This window comes from Streptomyces sp. NPDC048584, from assembly GCF_043199595.1.
Taxonomy (GTDB): domain Bacteria; phylum Actinomycetota; class Actinomycetes; order Streptomycetales; family Streptomycetaceae; genus Streptomyces; species Streptomyces edwardsiae.
On sequence record NZ_JBICWF010000002.1, the window covers coordinates 187,788 to 202,765 of the forward strand.

Annotated in this window: 13 protein-coding genes and 2 pseudogenes; 7 read left to right on the top strand and 8 right to left on the bottom strand. The window is 72.4% G+C overall.

Features of this window, described 5'->3' with window-relative positions; translation table 11 throughout:
* Positions 1–361: 361 nt before the first annotated feature.
* Positions 362–562, top strand: a complete 201-nt coding sequence (locus tag ACGFR9_RS05095; RefSeq protein ID WP_393203046.1) for a hypothetical protein — start codon at positions 362–364, stop codon at positions 560–562.
* Between the two features lie 9 nt (positions 563–571).
* Here the strand turns inward: ACGFR9_RS05095 and ACGFR9_RS05100 are convergent, their stop codons facing one another.
* Positions 572–1,336 carry a hypothetical protein gene (locus tag ACGFR9_RS05100; protein ID WP_393203048.1) on the bottom strand — a complete coding sequence of 255 codons (765 nt, stop codon included), beginning with the start codon at positions 1,334–1,336 and terminating at the stop codon, positions 572–574.
* A 375-nt stretch (positions 1,337–1,711) separates the two neighbouring features.
* On the opposite strand from ACGFR9_RS05100, the gene purN reads away from it, so the two are divergent.
* Positions 1,712–2,350: a phosphoribosylglycinamide formyltransferase gene (gene purN, locus ACGFR9_RS05105; RefSeq protein WP_393203050.1), complete on the top strand. Its 639-nt coding sequence runs from the start codon at positions 1,712–1,714 to the stop codon at positions 2,348–2,350.
* Positions 2,347–3,909: a bifunctional phosphoribosylaminoimidazolecarboxamide formyltransferase/IMP cyclohydrolase gene (gene purH / locus ACGFR9_RS05110; protein WP_393203052.1), complete on the top strand. Its 1,563-nt coding sequence runs from the start codon at positions 2,347–2,349 to the stop codon at positions 3,907–3,909. Before purN ends, purH begins: the two co-directional genes overlap by 4 nt.
* A 47-nt stretch (positions 3,910–3,956) precedes the next feature.
* Here the strand turns inward: purH and ACGFR9_RS05115 are convergent.
* The 6 genes and pseudogenes from ACGFR9_RS05115 to ACGFR9_RS05140 form a co-directional block, all read right to left on the bottom strand.
* Positions 3,957–4,325, bottom strand: a pseudogene (locus ACGFR9_RS05115) (ALF repeat-containing protein); the annotation flags it as partial.
* Between the two features lie 96 nt (positions 4,326–4,421).
* Positions 4,422–5,024, bottom strand: a pseudogene (locus ACGFR9_RS05120) (ALF repeat-containing protein); the annotation flags it as partial.
* A gap of 84 nt (positions 5,025–5,108) precedes the next feature.
* Entirely contained in the window at positions 5,109–5,672 is a 564-nt protein-coding gene (locus tag ACGFR9_RS05125) for a peptidoglycan-binding protein (RefSeq protein ID WP_393203054.1), read from the bottom strand.
* A 130-nt stretch (positions 5,673–5,802) separates the two neighbouring features.
* Positions 5,803–7,110 carry a protein kinase gene (locus tag ACGFR9_RS05130; protein WP_393203056.1) on the bottom strand — a complete coding sequence of 436 codons (1,308 nt, stop codon included), beginning with the start codon at positions 7,108–7,110 and terminating at the stop codon, positions 5,803–5,805.
* Positions 7,107–7,847 carry an FHA domain-containing protein gene (locus tag ACGFR9_RS05135; RefSeq protein ID WP_311644809.1) on the bottom strand — a complete coding sequence of 247 codons (741 nt, stop codon included), beginning with the start codon at positions 7,845–7,847 and terminating at the stop codon, positions 7,107–7,109. The genes ACGFR9_RS05130 and ACGFR9_RS05135 overlap by 4 nt, the downstream gene beginning before the upstream one ends.
* A 177-nt stretch (positions 7,848–8,024) precedes the next feature.
* Complete coding sequence (locus ACGFR9_RS05140) at positions 8,025–9,491, bottom strand: helix-turn-helix domain-containing protein (RefSeq protein ID WP_393203058.1); 1,467 nt, start codon at positions 9,489–9,491, stop codon at positions 8,025–8,027.
* Positions 9,492–9,752: 261 nt separating this feature from the next.
* Here ACGFR9_RS05140 and ACGFR9_RS05145 point away from each other — a divergent pair, with 261 nt between their 5' ends.
* On the top strand, positions 9,753–10,805 hold the full coding sequence (locus tag ACGFR9_RS05145; protein ID WP_393203060.1) for an ArsR family transcriptional regulator: 1,053 nt from the start codon (positions 9,753–9,755) through the stop codon (positions 10,803–10,805).
* Between the two features lie 34 nt (positions 10,806–10,839).
* Here the strand turns inward: ACGFR9_RS05145 and ACGFR9_RS05150 are convergent, their stop codons facing one another.
* Positions 10,840–11,433 (bottom strand): hypothetical protein, encoded by a 594-nt coding sequence (locus ACGFR9_RS05150; protein ID WP_393203062.1) that lies wholly within the window; start codon positions 11,431–11,433, stop codon positions 10,840–10,842.
* A 282-nt stretch (positions 11,434–11,715) separates the two neighbouring features.
* Between ACGFR9_RS05150 and ACGFR9_RS05155 the strand changes: the two genes are divergently transcribed.
* The 3 genes from ACGFR9_RS05155 (at position 11,716) to ACGFR9_RS05165 (ending at position 14,573) form a co-directional block, all read left to right on the top strand.
* Positions 11,716–12,570 (top strand): bifunctional methylenetetrahydrofolate dehydrogenase/methenyltetrahydrofolate cyclohydrolase, encoded by an 855-nt coding sequence (locus ACGFR9_RS05155; protein ID WP_393203064.1) that lies wholly within the window; start codon positions 11,716–11,718, stop codon positions 12,568–12,570.
* Positions 12,560–13,057, top strand: coding sequence for a DUF3017 domain-containing protein (locus tag ACGFR9_RS05160; RefSeq protein WP_393203066.1), 498 nt, complete (start codon positions 12,560–12,562; stop codon positions 13,055–13,057). Before ACGFR9_RS05155 ends, ACGFR9_RS05160 begins: the two co-directional genes overlap by 11 nt.
* Positions 13,058–13,508: 451 nt before the next feature.
* Positions 13,509–14,573, top strand: a complete 1,065-nt coding sequence (locus ACGFR9_RS05165) for a DUF2690 domain-containing protein (protein ID WP_393203068.1) — start codon at positions 13,509–13,511, stop codon at positions 14,571–14,573.
* Positions 14,574–14,978: the final 405 nt, after the last annotated feature.

Here is a 14,978-nt window from a genome sequence, read left to right on the forward strand (position 1 = left end):
GCGACGCGTGGCATCCGGTTCGGCGGGTGATCGGACCCCGGGCTCCGGTGCGACACGGGCCCGGACTCCCGGTTCGGGTGCGGCATGGTGGCGACGCGTGGCATCCGGTTCGGCGGGTGATCGGACCCCGGGCTCCGGTGCGACACGGGCCCGGACTCCCGGTTCGGGTGCGGCATGGTGGCGACGCCTGGCATCCCGTTCGGCGGGCGATCGGACCCCGGGATCCGGTTCGGTGCCGGACAGCGCCTCGGGGCCGGGTCCGGTACGGGACTGTGCGCCGGGGCGTGGCACGGCGTGGTGGCGGCGCCTCGGCTCCCCCCTCGGGGCCGGTACCGGACGGGGCCGGAACCCGGAGCGGGATATGGTCCCGGACCCGGGTGCCGCACCCGCCCGAACCCGCGCCCCCGAGGGCGCGGGTTCGGCGACGTACGTTCTCTTTCCGGGCGACGACCTCGGCGAGCCGTACCCTCACGGCTCCCGGGAAGCCCTCGCCTGGGACTGGGAGATGCCCTTCGGGGTGCGGGACGTGCGGGACGTGCGGCCCGGGGAGGGGGACGGGTGAGCGCCGGGGTCAGTCGCTCGTGCCCAGCAGGTCCCGCAGCTGCTCCGGGAGGAGGTCGTCGCAGGCCTGGCGGGCGTCCTGGGTGAGGGCGTCCTGCGTGCAGGTGTAGTAGTCGCTGTAGACCAGCTGCGCCGCGAAGGACGCGGCGACCAGCGCCAGCGCCAGCGACCCCGTGACCAGTCCGCTCACCGCGGCCGTGGTCTGCGGGCGGCCCTTCTGCTCGGGCGCCGGGGAGTCCGGGTCCTGCGCCGCGGGCTTGGCGCGCAGCGCGCTGATGCCCCAGTACAGGGCGAGCGCGCCCAGCAGCAGCGCCACGTACGGCCAGCTGAACAGGCCGAAGAAGAATGCCCACATGCCGGACAGCAGCGCGTACCGCGCACGGCGCTGGGCCGGGTCCGTCGGGTCCCAGCGTGTGCCGGGCCCCTGCTGTCCGCCGCCGCCCTGCCCCTCGGGGCCGCGCGGGCGCTCGCCGAAACCGCCGGGGGAGCGGCCGGGCTGCCGGTCGCTCCAGTTCCGCCCCCAGGGGGAGCGGCCGCCGCCCTCCCCGCCGGAGCCCGACGGGTGCCTCGGCTGCCAGGGCCGGTCGGGCGTGCCCTCCGGCGGTGGCGCGAACGGATTGTCGTCCTTGGGTTCCCGGGAACCCTCGTCGCCACCCTCGCCCCGGGGCGCGTCCGGCGGCGAGGCGGGACGCTCCCGCAGCAGCACGGCGCCCCGGTCCCCTCCGTGGGCGGACTGCTGGGGGAACGTGAGAAGTCGCAGGCTGCGGTCCGGCATCAAGTGAGCGTCTTCCCCTTAATGAAGCACGGCGTGGTCCGGCGTGACCGCCTCGCACGACGTATCGACTACGACTGGGCTGGTGAGCCGGCGCGTTCCCGTCGGCTCTTCGCGGCCCGGGCCCGTCGTCCTGTGAACGCCCGGTGCACGGTTCGCGTTCCCACGCGCGCCCCGACGTCCCAGGACCGGCTCTTCCCAGACGCTACCTTCCGGCCACGCCCCCGTCCCGTGGGGGCCGCCGGGTGTGCCGGTATCGTTGCTGACGGTCGGCCGCTTCGTAGGCTTCCCCGTATCCGGGGACACGAAGCATTCGTGGGAATGTACAAAGCGCTGTGCCGCCGGCCGTACAGACGCTCCCCGAGAAAGGGCCCCACCGTGGCCGCCAAGCCCGTGGCCGATCGCGCCAGGCGTCTCGTCGTGCTGGTCTCCGGATCCGGCACCAATCTCCAGGCGCTCCTCGACGAGATCGCCGCGACCGGAGCCGAGGCGTACGGGGCCGAGATCGTGGCCGTCGGCGCCGACCGCGAGGGAATCGAGGGGCTGGCCCGCGCCGAGCGCGCCGGACTGCCCACCTTCGTGTGCAAGGTCGGGGACCACGCGACCCGTCAGGAGTGGGACACGGCGCTGGCCGAGGCCGTCGCCGCCCACGAGCCCGACCTCGTGGTGTCCGCCGGGTTCATGAAGATCGTGGGGAAGGAGTTCCTCGCGCGCTTCGGCGGGCGGTTCGTCAACACGCATCCCGCCCTGCTGCCCAGTTTTCCCGGAGCCCACGGCGTACGGGACGCGCTCGCGTACGGCGCCAAGGTCACCGGCTGCACCGTCCACTTCGTCGACGACGGCGTCGACACCGGTCCGATCATCGCGCAGGGCGTGGTGGAGGTCCGGGACGAGGACGACGAGAGCGCTCTGCACGAGCGCATCAAGGACGTCGAGCGAAGGCTGCTCGTCGAGGTCGTGGGGCTCCTCGCCCGCAACGGCTACCGCATTGAGGGACGAAAGGTAGTTATCCAGTGACCGCCGAGAGCAACAAGCGGGCCATCCGACGGGCGCTCGTCTCCGTCTACGACAAGACCGGCCTCGAGGACCTCGCGCGCGGCCTGCACGCCGCCGGTGTGGAGCTCGTCTCCACCGGGTCCACCGCCGCGAGGATCGCCGCCGCGGGCGTCCCCGTCACCAAGGTCGAGGAGCTCACCGGCTTCCCCGAGTGCCTGGACGGCCGCGTCAAGACCCTGCACCCCAAGGTCCACGCCGGCATCCTCGCCGACCTGCGGCTCGAGGACCACCGCAACCAGCTCACCGAACTGGGCGTGGAGCCGTTCGACCTCGTTGTCGTCAACCTCTACCCGTTCCGCGAGACCGTCGCCTCCGGCGCCACGCCCGACGAGTGCGTGGAGCAGATCGACATCGGCGGCCCCTCGATGGTGCGTGCCGCCGCCAAGAACCACCCGTCGGTCGCCGTCGTCACCAGCCCGGCCCGCTACGGCGACGTCCTCGCCGCGGTCGAGGCCGGCGGCTTCGACCTCACCACCCGCAAGCGGCTCGCCGCCGAGGCCTTCCAGCACACGGCCGCGTACGACGTCGCCGTCGCGAGCTGGTTCGCCTCCGAGTACGCCCCGGTGGACGACTCGCGGTTCCCCGACTTCCTCGGCGCCACCTGGGAGCGCAAGAACACCCTCCGCTACGGCGAGAACCCGCACCAGCCGGCCGCGCTGTACATCTCGGGGACCGGCGGTCTCGCCGAGGCCGAGCAGCTGCACGGCAAGGAGATGTCGTACAACAACTACACGGACACGGACGCCGCGCTCCGTGCCGCGTACGACCACGCCGGACCGGCCGTCGCGATCATCAAGCACGCCAACCCGTGCGGGATCGCGACCGGCGCGGACGTCGCCGAGGCGCACCGCAAGGCGCACGCCTGCGACCCGGTCTCCGCATACGGCGGCGTGATCGCGGTCAACCGGCCGGTCTCCAAGGAGATGGCCGAGCAGGTCGCGGAGATCTTCACCGAGGTCATCGTCGCGCCGGACTACGAGGAGGGCGCCCTCGAAGCGCTCACCAAGAAGAAGAACATCCGCGTCCTGCGCGCCCCCGGGGCCCCGTCCGCCCCGGTCGAGGTCAAGCCCATCGACGGCGGAGTCCTGCTCCAGGTCACCGACCGGCTCCAGGCCGAGGGCGACGACCCGACGACCTGGACGCTGGCCACCGGCGAGGCGCTGAGCGAGTCCGGACTCGCCGAACTCGCCTTCGCCTGGAAGGCCTGCCGGGCCGTGAAGTCCAACGCGATCCTGCTCGCCAAGGACGGCGCGTCCGTCGGCGTCGGCATGGGCCAGGTCAACCGCGTCGACTCCGCGAAGCTGGCCGTGGAGCGGGCGGGCGCCGAGCGCGCGGCCGGTTCCTACGCCGCCTCGGACGCGTTCTTCCCCTTCCCCGACGGCCTGGAGATCCTCACCGGGGCCGGTGTGAAGGCCGTGGTCCAGCCCGGTGGTTCGGTCCGTGACGAACTGGTCGTCGAGGCCGCGAAGAAGGCGGGCGTGACGATGTACTTCACGGGCACGCGCCACTTCTTCCACTGAGACTCCGTCCGCCCGGCCGCCCGCAGGGGCGGCCGGGCGGAGGTGTCCTACTGGTCCACCTCGTACCGGCCGGTCTCCAGGAAGTACCGCAGCTCCTCCGGCGTACCGTCGATGACCTCCAGCGCGGCCGCGCGCAGGGCGGCGCTGATGTCCGGATCGGCCAGCAGCCGCGCGACCGCCACACGGTCGTCCTCGGCCTGCGCGAGCCGGTAGCCGCTCTCCAGCCAGGTGCGGAGCTTCTCGGGGGTGGGTGCGTCGAGGAGTGCGTTGATCTCCTGCTTGACGCGCTTTCCCGCGTAGGGCTTGCCGAGGATGGTGACGACGGCGACCTTGTCGTCCTCGGCCTGCGCGAGCCGGTAGCCGGTCTCCAGCCAGGTGCGGAGCTTCTCGGGGGTGGGTGCGTCGAGGAGTGCGTTGATCTCCTGCTTGACGCGCTTTCCCGCGTAGGGCTTGCCGAGGATGGTGACGACGGCGACCTTGTCGTCCTCGTACTGGGCGAGCCGGTAGCCGGTCTCGAGGAAGGCGCGGGCGGCTTCCGGGGTGCCTGCGTCGAGGGCCTCGGTGGCTTCGCGCTTGACGCCCCTGCCGGATTCGGGCTTGCCGAGGATGGTGAGGATGGCGACCCGGTCGTCCTCGAACCGGGCGAGGCGGTAGCCGGTCCTGAGGAACTCGCGCATGTCCTCCACGGTGCCGCCGAGGGCCTCGTTCGCCTCCCGCTCGACGCCCCTGCCGGAGTCCGGGTCGGCCAGGATGACGGCGATGGCGGCGCGCAGTTCCTCCTCCGACATCTCGTCCACCGGCGTACCGGGGTCGGCCGCCGCCGAGGCGGCGACGGGAGCCGGCGCCGCGTCCGCGGCGAACGCCGGACCGGTGAGAAGGAGGGCCGGGGTGAGCGCAGTGGCGGCCACCGCCAGAACACCGCGGGTCAGTCTCATACGTGAACCTGCCTGTTCGGTAAGGGCTTTCACGGAGGGCGGCGACTGCCGCCTCGAACACCCTTTCACCCTCCCGCCCCGAGGATCACTGCCGGACACAGGCAGTCCTGACGCTCCGTCATTGCCGGGAAGTCCTCGGACCGTGACGCCGTTGTCAGACAACGCGGCGGGGCCCGGCATCAGTTGATCGGCTGATGCCGGGCCCCGCCGCGCGCGTCCGTCTCGATGCCGTCGGGCCGGGCCGCGCCCGGCCGCCCACCCGGATCAGTCGCAGGTGTTGGAGGTGTAACTCGTGGTGTGCCAGGTGTCGTTGTGGTAGATCCGGTACTTTCCGGCTGTCCGGTAGACGTCGAAGTAGTACTTCGCCCCCTGGTAACGCAGGTCCAGCGTCCCGCCCGAGGCCGTGCTGCCCGACAGGTAGCGCAGCTTGCTGTCGGCATAGCCGAAGGTGTTCGGGCCGACCTTGCCGTCCGCGTCGCCGAACGAGTCGGCGAGCCCCCAGCTCACCTGCAGCCGCTTGGTGGCGTGCTCCGTGTTGGGCCCGAAGTGGCCGTCGATGTCCGACATGTCGAAGTCGGTGCCGTCCGACTCGTTGGCGCCCTCCGCCAGGAGAATGATCTGCCACAGGCAGGTGGCGTTCGAGCTGCTGTAGGAGGACGTGGACAGGACGCCCTCGTCGCCGAAGTCGTCGGTGTACGTATCGGCGCCGCTGACGTATCCGCTGGAGGCCGAGGCGGAGGCGGGCGAGGCGCCCAGGGCCAGAGCACCGGCGGCGAGCGCGGCGACCGCGGCGGCGCCCAGGCGAGTGCGTGTGGTGCGGAGGTACATGGAGGTTCCTTCCCTGTTGGTCCGGCGGTACGGGTGTTTCGTCATGGCCATGCTGGGCGGAACAGGCGATCGGAGGTACCTGCAGAGTTTCAGGTGTGCGGGGCGGAACAGCCGTGTATCCGGACTCCCCTCAGCCCGCCCTGCGCAGGGCGCGCCAGGTGGCCGGGTCGACCGTGCCGGTCGGGGGCAGGCCGGAGCGTCGCTGGAAGGTTATGACGGCGTCCCGGGTCGGGGGGTCGAAGGTGCCGTGGAGGTGGCCGGGGCCGGGGATGCCGTGGAGGTGGCCTAGGAGGCACTGGACCTCTCGGACCTGACCGCCGCCGTCGCCCTGCCGGACGGTGAAGTCCCAGGTGCCGTTCTGGCCCGCCGTGAACGCCCGGCCGTACGTCACGTCCTCGAACACCGCCGGACGTTCGCAGGTGGGCGGGGAGTAGGCCGCGGGGGTCCCGGACCGCAGGGTGGTGTACGTGATGCCGGAGCTCACGAGTTCCAGCGCGGACAGGACCGCCGCCACCGCCACGGGGCGCAGCCAGCCGCGCGGGCGCGGGGCGTGTGCCGCCCGCTCCACGCGGCGCAGCAGGGCCGCCGCGTCCGTGACCCGGTGCTCGTGGGCGGGAGCCAGACAGTCCCGTACGATGTCCCGCCACTCCTCCGGGAGTTCGGGGGACAGCCGTAGTTCCTCCGCCCCGCGGGCGTAGCGTGTCAACGCGTCGTCGCGCGCCTGGACGGTGCCGCCCGGCATCGGGAACGAACCCGCGAGGACGACGTGGGCCAGTACGCCGAAGGCCCAGACATCGGCGCTGGCCCGGATCCGGGTGCCCCGCGCGTCCGTCTCGGGCCACAGGAGCTCGGGCGGGGTGTAGTCCGGGGTGGTGAACACGGGGGCCCAGGCATGGGTGCCCTCCAGTTCGGCGGCCGTGTGGAAATCGGCGAGCCGTACCGAACCGTCCGGCATCAGCAGCACGTTGGCCGGTTTCAGATCACCGTGCACCCACCCCGCCCGGTGCAGGTGCGCCAGCGCCTCGCAGATCTGCCGGAGCACGGCACCGGGCGACGGCACCGGACGCGGTACGGCGTCCAGTGACCGTTCGGCCCGTTCCAGTACGAGCACGGTCGCACCGTCGAGCTCCGGGTGGTCCGGGTCGTCGACGGTGAGGGTCTCGTACATCCGGATCAGCCGCGGCGAGTGGAGCCGACTGAGGAAGTCGGCCTCACGCTCCGCCAGTTCGCGTACATGATGCCGCCGGCCACGAGCGCGGGTGCCGGTGGGCAGGACCTTCAGCGCCGCCCGGCGGGGGAGTCCCGCCGGTCCCTCCCCGACGCGTCGCCCCGCGTGGACGGTGGCGAACGCGCCCGAGCCCAGGGGCTCGCCGACCTCCCAGCGTCCGATGCGGTAACCCTCCGGGACGGTGAGGGCGTGCGGCCGCCCGCTGCTCACACCCGTGCCTTGCCGGTGGCCGCGGCGAGCACGACGAGGTCGTCCTCGTGGACCAGGTCGAAGCGGAGCGCCAGCGACACGAGGGACTCCTTCTTGCCGCTCAGACGCTGGGTGGGCTGCGCCGTGTCGGGGCCCGGCCGCAGCCGCAGCTTGAGCGCGAGGTAGTCGATGTTCCAGTAGACGGTGGAGCGGCTGACCGTCGGCCAGACCGGGGCCAGACGCTCGACGAGCTGCTCGACGGTCGGCAGCGGGGCATGGGGCTCGCCCCGCAGTCGGGGTTCGCACAGGGCGGCCAGCACCGCGAAGTACCGCCTGGTGCGGTCGAGCGTGAACGCCGGAGCGGTGAGCGCGCCGGGGACGTCGTGCCGGGTGACGCTGCGGAAGGTGTGCCGCGGCGCCCAGACGTCGAAGGTCAGCAGGTCTCCCGCCGCGGGCAGGACGACACGGGCGAACTCGAACGGTACCGGCGCGTCCGTACGTCCCGGCGCGACCTTGATGTGCTCGCCGGCGCCCTCCGGGTTCTCGACGACGTAGGTCTGGTCCTCGCTGCGGTTGGTCAGCAGCCAGAAGTTCCGGTGCGCGGTGATCTCCCCGGCGATCCGGGGCACACCCTCGTGCGCGATGGTGAGACCGTGGGCCTTCTCGCCCCGGCCGAAGGCGAGTTGCTCGCCCGTGGCGATCCTGATCTGCTCGGCCGGGCTCGCGTCTGCGGGCGGCACGACGATGATGCTGTACATGGATTCGTTCCCCCTGTCGGATCCACTGCGGTCACGCGGCCTGGGGCCGCTCTCCTCCGGATCGGTCCGTTCTGTCGGACGACTGCCGGGAGAGGGCGGACCCAGGCCGTTCTGACGGTAGGAGTGTGGTGCACGGCTGCCAATGCGCACGGTGCGCAGTCGCGGACGTGCCGCTGTTCACGGTGCACGGTCCGCGATGCGGAACGCGTGGGCCAGTTCGTGGGTGCCGGGGCCCGGGGTCAGCAGGCTGCGGCGCAGCAGTTGTTCGGCGGTGCCCAGCCGGGCGCGGACGGTGGTGCGGCTGATGCCGAGGTCGCGGGCCGTCCGCTGGGCGTCCGCGCCGGCCTCGATCCAGGCGCGCAGGGTCCGGTGCACGCTGCCGCCGGTGACGGGCCGCAGGGGCTCGAGGAAGGCGTGGGCCCAGGTGACGGCCGCCTCGGTGGAGAGCAGGCAGTCCGTCGTGGGGGGCGGCACGGCCCCGGTGTCGCCGAAGGGCTCCGGAAGAGCGGTGATCTCCAGGGCGAGGGCGAGATCGGCGCGGCTGTGGGGGTCGCGCAGATCGAGGCCGAGGCTGTCCTGGACCTGTGTGAGGTGGGCGGCGACGGTGTTGCGGCTGACGTCGAGCAGCCGCGCCACACCCGCGCGGGGAAAGTGCAGGGCGAGGCCGGCGATGTCGACGGTGAGCCGGGGGGCCTCCCTGAGCGGCTCCAGGAAGGCGCGGGCCCAGGCCAGGGCCTGCCGGCGGGGAAGCAGACCGGCGAGCGGCGGTCTGCCGTGCTGGTCGGTGACCCGTTCGGGTGTGTGACGGGCGACGGCCAGGGCATGGCGGGCCTGGTCGTAGGCCCGCGCGGTGGCCGCCAAGGGCGCGGGCGCGCTGATACCCAGCGCGTAGTGGGGGTTGCCGCGCACCAGCTCCCGCAAGGACGCGCCCAGGCCGGTGGCGTCGCCGTCGTCGTCCGTGGGCAGCAGGCAGATGAGATGGTCGTCGTAGACCGGGCAGCGCACCATCAGGCCGCGGCCGTGATACCCGGACGCGTCCTGGTGGGCGTCGATGATCCGGCCGCGGTCCGGCGGCGGACAGCGCAGCAGATGGACGCGCAGGCGCTGCGCGACGAGCAACGGCGGTACGGCACCGGCCGTCATCCTGCGGGCCAGCGTCGCTTCCCCGGTCATCAGGGCCATGAACACCGCCAGGCGCAGCCGGGCCGCCGCCTGCTGATGCCGGACCGCGAGATCGTCGGCCTGGCGGGCACGCCGGGCCATCTCGGCCAGCGTGCCGACATGGGACGCCAGCGTCAGCGACTCCGGTGCGAGGGGCGAGGGGCTGACGACGGCCAGCACCGGACGCGGCACCTGCCGTCCCAGCGCCTCGCACCACACATGGACCGCACCGGTCCGCGAAGCCACGGCGGCCAGACGTCCCTGGGACAACCGCGTCAGCGTGGACCGGACGCCGGCGAGGACGTCCGGTGTGAACCCGGCGGTGCACAGCTCCACCTCGCCCGTGCGGCCGACCAGGGCGACCTCCGCGCCGATCTGCCGCCCCAGCCAGTGGAGCAGCGCCCGTGTCCCGTCCGCGGTGTCCTGCCCGCCGCGCGGCCTCAGCCGGCGCAGCAACTCATCGAGCACCTGAGATGTCGGCACAGCTCTTTCTCCCCCCGGGCCCATTCCTTCCCCGCTCGCCCGCGTGTCGATCCATGCCGGCGATGATCGTCGCGCCGGCGGGGCGGGGCGGAGCCGGGCCACGCCGACGCGGGGCGAAAGCCGCCGGAGACCCCTCAACCACCTTGTTGAGCCCCCGTATAGGAGCCGTTGATTCCCGCTTCCTACGATCGCTCAGCCGACGAACCCCGGCCACGGCATTGCGCTGCACCGCAAAAGCTCAGTCCACAGGGGAGGAACGAGATGCTCCGCATCCATTTCAGCGACGTCGACCTGGCCAGAACCAAGGTCGCCGCGGCTCCGGACCCCCTCTGGGAAGCCGCGGCCAGCCTGCACCGGTTGCAGGTCCGGCGCGGGCGCTGGGCCTATGCCGGGTGGTATCGCACGGCGCGGGAGCGGATGCAGGCGCAGGGGCTGGAGCGCCTCGTACGCGGCGTGCTCCTTCCGCTGTACCCGAGGGCCGCGTACTTCCCGGACTTCCTGACCCCGGCCCAGAGCGCGGGCGACTGGGACTCCGGGGCCGAGGCCCTCCTGGCCACCCCGCCGCGGCGCGTCCATGAGGAGATCACCCTCCTCGACCGGACCGTCGGAGCGCCCGCCTGGGCCGCGCGGCTGACCGGTCTGAAGGAACGCAGGGAGTTCGTACGGGTGCTGCGCACGTACTACGAGGCCGTCGTCCTCCCGCACAAGGAGCAGATGCTGGCCCGTGTCGAGAGCGAACGGGCGGCGCGCCGCCACGGGCTGCTGGACGGAGGTGTGGAGGGCATGCTCGCCGGCCTCGGGCCGATGATGCGCTGGCGTCCTCCCGTCCTGGAGGTCAGTTATCCCAAGCAGGCGGCGGACCGTGATCTGTATCTGAAGGGGCGGGGGATCACCCTCGTCCCCTCCTACTTCAACTGGGGCGAACCGGTCGCCTACGCCGATCCGGGGCTGCCGCCCGTGCTCTGGTACTCGCTGCTGCACGAGCCCGAGGCCCGCCGCCCGAGCGGGGGCGAGCCCGGACGGCCCTTGACGAACCTGCTCGGACGGGCCCGCGCGATCGCCCTGCACACCGCGTCGACCGGGGCCACGACCGGTGAGATCGCCCGCGCCGCCGGGGTCTCGGCCTCCGCCGCCAGCCGGCACGCCGGCGCGCTGCGCGACGCGGGACTCGTCACCACGGTCCGCAACGGCCCGTCCGTGCTGCACACCCTCACGCCCACGGGCGCCGCCGTGCTGCGGGCGGCCCTGCGGCCGGCGGGCGAGGACACGGGCCGGGGCGGAAGCACCAGGGCCGCGCCTCCCCCGGCGGGGTGAGGCACGGCCCTGTGACGGTGGGGGTTCGCCCCGCTCAGTACCTCGGGCGCCTGAACCAGTCCGCGGTGGCGCGCTTCGCGGAGAAGACGATCAGCAGGATCGAGATGATGATGATGACCAGGCCGAGACCGTACGCGGCGATCGTGAAGATGCCGCTGACGATCGCGAACGAGCCGTAGACGATGGAGCAGACGCGGACGCCGTTGCCGCCCTTGGCGTACTGCAGCACCAGCACCAGGCCGAGGACCGCGAAGACGGCGGCCAGGCCCAGGAAGAAGACGACGACGCCCTTGCCCAGGTCGGCGAACGCCTCGGCCTCGGAGTCGCCCGTGATGCCGGCCTCGACCATCGTCTCGTCCCACTTGGACAGCGCGTAGCCGTACATCCCCGCGATGATCACGTGGGCCAGGACGATGACGCCGAGCATGATCTGCGCGGCGCGGGTGATGCCGGGCATCTGCGAGAGGACGGGACCGCCGCCGTACGGCTGCGACATCGGCGGGGCGGCGGGGTAGCCGTAGCCCTGCTGCGGAGCGCCGGGCTGCTGCGGGTAGCCGTAACCCGGGGGGCCGGCCGGGGGCTGCTGGGGCGGCTGCCCGTAAGGGTTGTTCGGGTCGCCGAAACTCATGGCGGTTCTTCCTCCGTTGCGCATCAGGTGCGGGGACGACGCGAGACTCGGCGCGGAGGAAGTTCTACAGATGCGGTCCGTCCCCCCGGTTCTGCCCGCGGCACTGTGTCCTCATCGTTCTTGACCGTTCCTTTCCTTGTCCAGGCGTAGGCCGTATGTGTTGTGCAAGTGCAACATCAGTGATCTTGGCCGGAAACGGTCGATACGGGGCAGGGGGCGCCAGGGCCGCCCGTCATGCGGGCTGATTGGAACCGGGGCCCGGTCATCCGCGAGGATGGGGCCATGACCGCCCAGATTCTCGATGGCAAGGCCACCGCAGCAGAGATCAAGTCCGATCTGACCGCCCGTGTGGCGGCGCTGAAGGAGAAGGGCGTCACGCCCGGCCTCGGCACGATCCTCGTCGGGGACGACCCCGGCAGCCAGAAGTACGTCGCCGGCAAGCACCGCGACTGCGCCCAGGTGGGCATCGCCTCCATCCAGCGCGAACTGCCCGCCACCGCCACGCAGCAGGAGATCGAGGCGGTCGTCCGCGAGCTGAACGAGGACCCCGCCTGCACCGGCTACATCGTCCAGCTGCCGCTGCCCAAGGGCATCGACGAGAACCGCATCCTCGAACTGATGGACCCGGACAAGGACGCCGACGGCCTCCACCCGATGAACCTCGGCCGCCTCGTACTGAACGAGCCCGCGCCGCTGCCGTGCACCCCGAACGGCATCATCACCCTGCTGCGCCGCCACGGCGTGGAGATCAAGGGCGCCGAGGTCGTGGTCGTCGGGCGCGGTGTGACCATCGGCCGTCCGATGCCCCTGCTGCTGACGCGGCGCAGTGAGAACGCGACCGTGACCCAGTGCCACACGGGTACGCGTGATCTGTCGGCGCATCTGCGGCGCGCGGACATCATCGTGGCCGCGGCGGGCAGCGCGCATCTGATCCGGCCCGAGGACGTCAAGGCCGGGGCCGCCGTTCTCGACGTCGGTGTCTCGCGCAGCGCCGAGGGGAAGATCGTGGGCGACGTCCATCCGGGTGTGGCCGAGGTGGCCGGGTGGGTCGCTCCCAACCCCGGTGGTGTGGGTCCGATGACGCGGGCGCAGCTGCTGGTCAACGTGGTCGAGGCGGCGGAGCGCAGTGTCGGCTGAGCGAGGTGCCTCGAACGTCTCCGGGGAGCCGGAGCAGGGTGACGAGATCACGGTGCGTGATCCCGTCAGTGCCCCCGACGCCGAGGGGCGGCCGCGTCGTACGACCCGGCGGTTCCCGTTGTTCACCAGGGACACGGCGCGGCCCGAGGGCGGGGGCCGGGCCGCACCCGGTGACGCGCCCGCGCCCGCCCGGCAGTGGCCGATCCTGTGTGTGCTGCTCACGGTGGGGCTGGGGCTGCTGCTGACCGCGCTGGATCAGTTCCGGCTCGGGACGCTGCTGGTGGGGGTGGCGCTGCTGGCGGGGGCGTTGCTGCGGTGGGTGATGCCGCATGTCGGCATGCTCGCGGTGCGGTCGCGGTTCACGGACATCGTGACGTACGGGGGGCTGGGGGCGGTGATCGTGCTGCTGGCGTTGATGGTGCAGCCGCATCCGCTGCTGGAGATCCCGTTCCTGAAGGACACGCTGCACTTCACGGTGGACGGCTGAGCGGGGTTCCGGTTCGTGGTGGCGGCGGCCCGTCCACACCCCCGTGAGAGGACGGGCCGTCGCCGGGGAACACGTTGCTGCACGGTGGAGCGGGTGTTCAACGGGGGGTTGGGCGCTGTGGCACGGAAGTGACCGTTCCGGTACGGGGTGCGGAATCCTCGGACAGGTTGGCGATGTGTCCGGGGCCTGGTGTGGGAACGGGCCCGGGAGGTGTTCGCGCGGCCCGGCGCTTGCGGGGTGCCTCCCCCACTCTCGGCTTCGCTCGAGCGGGAGGTACCCCCACCGCCCACCCGTGCCGCCCTGCGGCACGATTGCCCGCGGGAGCGGGAGCGGGAGCGGGAGCGGGGGTGGGGGTGGTGGGAGACTGGGGTGGGGAACTGGGACGCTGTGTGACGGCATCCTTTGGGTGGGGGAAAGACCAGCACCATGTGGGGGGAAGAGGGGGAGAACAATGCCTCGTTGGAAGGCCTTGCCTGATGAACTCGATCCGCAGATCAGGGAGTTCACGAGCCAGCTCAGGCGGGTCGTGGACCGCAGCGGCCTGAGCGTCGCGTCGGTCTCCGACCGCACGGGCTACAGCAAGACGTCCTGGGAGCGTTATCTCAACGGCCGGCTGCTCGCCCCGAAGGGCGCGATCGTGGCCCTGGCCGAGGTCACCGGAACCAACCCGCTGCACCTCACCACCATGTGGGAGCTCGCCGAACGTGCCTGGAGCCGTTCGGAGATGCGTCATGACATGACCATGGAGGCGATCCGGATCTCGCAGGCGCGCGCCGCGCTCAGCGAAGTCGCCGGACCGTCCTCCGGCGGCAGGGGCAACGCGAAGGGCGCCGGGGCCGCCGTCCGTCCGGGCGTCGCCGGCCCGGCCGGGGTCTCGCCCGGCGTGCCGCCGCAGCCGACCGCCTCGGAGGTGAACTCCTGGGGCGTCACCCCGCCGGACGACTCACCCCAGGCAGGCGGGCGCACGCCGGGTGGTCGCGGCACACCGCCCGCGGCCGCGCCCGGCCGCGGCCGCCCCGGCGGCAAGCGGCGGATGTCGACGTTCATCGTCGGGGCGCTGGGCGCGCTGGTGGTGCTCGCCGCCGGCCTCTACGTCACCGGGACCGAGGACGACAAGAAGAAGGACGACGCCGGCAGGTCGCCGTCGCCCACCGCCACCGCCACGGAACTCCCCCCGGGCGTCAAGTGCAGCGGCGACGCCTGCGCCGGCAAGGACGCCGAGGTGATGGGGTGCAGCGGCGACCTCGTGACCACCACCGGGACCGCGACCGTCGGCGCCACCACGGTGGAGGTCCGCTACAGCGAGACCTGCGCCGCCGCCTGGGGACGCATCACCCAGGGCGCTCAGGGCGACAAGGTCGAGATCGACGCGGGTACGGCCGAGAAGCAGACCGACACCATCACCGCCGCCGGTGACACGGCCGCGTACACCCCGATGCTGCCGGTGAAGAAGGCCGCGGACGCCAAGGCCTGCGCGATCCTGGCCGCCACCGGCGAGAAGGGCTGCACCGGCTGACCCGCCTCGCATCCCGCCCGATACGTCACACATATGAGCCCATTTGGGCCATATACGTGGGGAATTCGTGGGGAGGTGAATGCCGAGCCGAAAGGCGGGCAGGCGGAAGGTACCCCCACGGGAGTCCGGCACGGGCGGCCCCGACGGCGGCCGCCCCGCCCCCACCTCTCCCGGACGGTGCGGCCGCCCCTTCGTGTGCCCGCCCGCGTACCCGCGTACGCGGGCCGTCACTCTGTGGGGCGGGCCACAGGGAGCCCGGCCGTCCGCCGTCGCGGATGCGCGATAGCCTGACCGCTGGATCTCTCTTGACGCCAAGAGATCGATCATGCGAACCGATGATCGATCATCCTGGACGCCGGTCACGAGCCGGAGCGGGATCCCGCACCCCGGGGCAGGGACCGCCCC